Here is a 2472-nt window from a genome sequence, read left to right as displayed (position 1 = left end):
GTGCCTGTGGAAGATGTCGCAGTGGGCGATCGGCTGCTGATCAAGTCCGGCGGCAAAATCCCTGTCGACGGCATCATCGTGAAGGGTCAGGCGGCCATCAACGAGGCCGCTGTGACGGGCGAAGCGATCCCGGCCAACAAATCCTTGGATGACAAAGTCTTTTCGGGGACATTGGTGGACGAAGGCTTCATCGAAATGATCGCGGAAAAGGTCGGCGATGACACAACTTTCGCAAAAATCATCGAACTGGTCGAAGAGGCGCAGGAATCCAAATCCAAGGCCGAACGTTTCCTCGATGCCTTCGCCAACTTCTACACGCCTGCGATTGTGGTGCTCTCCGTCATCGTTTACGTTTGGACGCGTGACCTGCATCTTGCCATCACTTTCCTTGTGATCGCTTGCCCGGGAGCGCTCGTGATCGGCGCTCCGGTATCGAACGTCGCCGGCATCGGCAACGGCGCCAAATACGGCGTGCTGGTGAAAGGCGGCGAGGTCATGGATCGCTTCTCTAAAGTCGATACGCTCGTTTTCGACAAGACCGGCACGCTGACGAAAGGCAAACCGGAAGTGACCGACATCCATATCCTCGGCGCCATTGATCGCAGCGAACTCCTGCGCCTGACGGCCGTTGCGGAGCGCATTTCCGAACACCACCTCGGACAAACAATCGTGAAATACGCGCATCAACAAGGGCTTGAAATGTCTGTTGCGCCGAAAGATGCGGAAGTCATCAAAGGCCACGGATTGAAAGCGACAGTGGACGGCCACCGTCTCGTCGCCGGCAACCGCAAACTGATGGCCCAGTCCGGTATTCCAATCGATGAAGCAACAGAAAGCTACGCGATTGCACGCGAAAAAACCGGCAATACTGTCGTTTTCGCAGCCATTGACGGCACGCTTGCCGGGCTATTCTCCATTGCTGATCAGATCCGCGAAGACGCACCGCAGGCTCTGGCCGAAATGCGCCGCAACGGCATCAAACAGATCATCATGCTCACGGGGGACAACCGCCATACCGCCCAAGCGGTCGCGGAACAATTGGGACTGGACGCCTTCCATGCCGAGCTGTTGCCGGAGGACAAAGTGTGTTTCGTCAAACAACTGCAGGCAGATGGCGCTGTCGTGGCGATGGCCGGGGACGGCATCAACGATGCCCCTGCCATCGCGACCGCCGACATCGGCTTGGCCATGGGCGAAGGCGGGACCGACATCTCGATGGAGACGGCCGACGTTGTGCTGATGGCCGATAAGCTGATGCAGTTTTCCCATGCTTATTCGCTCTCAAAAGCAACCATGCGCAATATGAAACAGAACATCGCCATTGCGGTAGGTGTCGTGCTCTTCCTTTTGGCTGGCGTGCTGATGGGTTCCGTCCATCTCGCCAGCGGCATGTTCATCCATGAAGCCAGCATCCTGGCCGTCATCCTGAACGCCATGCGTTTGATCGGATTCAACCGTAAATCGAACGCCGCCCCAAGATAAAATTCGCATGCAGCCGTTGGATTGCGGTACAATTTAAGCAACCAAGACTGCATGTCCCGTACCGAAAAGGAGGAATTTGCCCAATGAACGAAACCCATAAACCGGCGCACAAGTGCAGCACAGGGTGCACCTGTAACTCGCAAATTTCCTGCATTTCGCTTGTGCCGATCTTCAATCACCTGGAGCCGGATCAGATGGACGAAATCATGTCCGTCACCCATCCGGCGACCTACAAAAAAGGCGAACTGCTCTACCGCCCCGGCGATGCATCGGATACGCTCTACATCCTCCATTCCGGCCTGATCCGGATCTACCGGTTGGCCGAATCCGGGAAAGAGCAGCTCGTGCGCTTCCTTTACCCGGGCGATTTCACAGGTGAGCTGGCCCTCTTCAACGAATCGAAGCACGAAGCCTATGCCGAAGCGGTGAAGGAGACCCAAGTCTGCCGGATGAAAAGGAGCGATCTGCAGCACTTTTTGTTGAAATACCCTGCCATCTCGCTGAAATTGCTGCAGGAATTCTCCAACCGTCTGGAAAAGTCGGAAAGGCAGACGACCTACGTGGCGACCGAAAAAATCGAAGCCCGTTTGGCCCTTTATCTTGCCGAACTGGCCACGAAGGACGGCGACACCATCACTTTGCCGATGTCGAAGAAAGATCTGGCTTCCTACCTCGGAACGACTCCGGAAACGATCAGCCGCAAGATGGGTTCGTTGGAGGACCACCATCTTATCAAACAACTGAACCACCGCGAAATCGTCATTCTAGATTTCGATGGCCTGCTGTTTTTATGAAACACTCCTGCCTTTCCGTCAATCGGAAAGGCTTTTTTGCCGGATCACAACCGTATTCCGCAAGCACGCTTTGTGGTAGAATAGGCTTACGAAAAAGGGAGGAAATTTTGATGACAGAAAAAATGAAGCAAGGGCTTTTGTTGACCTTTGCCACGGTTGTCGGCTTCGTGATCGGCTACCTGAATCCGGCGACTTC

2 protein-coding genes are annotated in these 2472 nt (G+C 55.1%); both read left to right on the top strand.

The features are described 5' to 3' along the window. Positions 1-1482: heavy metal translocating P-type ATPase (locus WBV27_RS11695; RefSeq protein WP_424202264.1), on the top strand; the 1482-nt coding region annotated here is incomplete at its 5' end. An 83-nt stretch (positions 1483-1565) separates the two neighbouring features. Further along, entirely contained in the window at positions 1566-2276 is a 711-nt protein-coding gene (locus WBV27_RS11690; RefSeq protein ID WP_424202262.1) for a Crp/Fnr family transcriptional regulator, read from the top strand. Positions 2277-2472 lie beyond the last annotated feature (196 nt).

The organism is Trichococcus sp. (assembly GCF_049589555.1).
Lineage (GTDB): Bacteria > Bacillota > Bacilli > Lactobacillales > Aerococcaceae > Trichococcus.
This window is presented reverse-complemented; position numbering and strand designations above follow the sequence as displayed.

What these genes read in the sequence shown, in the direction of transcription:
- WBV27_RS11690 (WP_424202262.1), top strand. Translation starts at nt 1,566, where the DNA reads ATGAACGAAACCCATAAACCGGCGCACAAGTGCAGCACAGGGTGCACC.